Here is a 208-nt window from a genome sequence, read left to right on the forward strand (position 1 = left end):
CGAGAAGATCGGTATCGACATCAGCTCCAGCGACAGCTACAACCTGGCTGCAGCGGGCTCTTCCGGTACTGCTCTGAACACCAAAGCCATGGCTTCCGGTGACACCGTTAACGGTACCCAGCGTCAGACTCAGGCTGTTGGCTTCGACGTTCTGAAAGGTAAAGTGACCGGCGGCGCGAGCGGTACTGCTTCCGGCTCCACTCCGCTG

General features: G+C 59.6%; 1 pseudogene. It reads left to right on the forward strand.

Annotated features, from left to right (window positions below):
* Positions 1–208, forward strand: a pseudogene (locus IAE50_RS25880) (flagellin FliC); the annotation flags it as partial.

Origin of the sequence: Kosakonia sp. S42 (assembly GCF_016624785.1) — a bacterium.
Taxonomy (GTDB): domain Bacteria; phylum Pseudomonadota; class Gammaproteobacteria; order Enterobacterales; family Enterobacteriaceae; genus Kosakonia; species Kosakonia cowanii.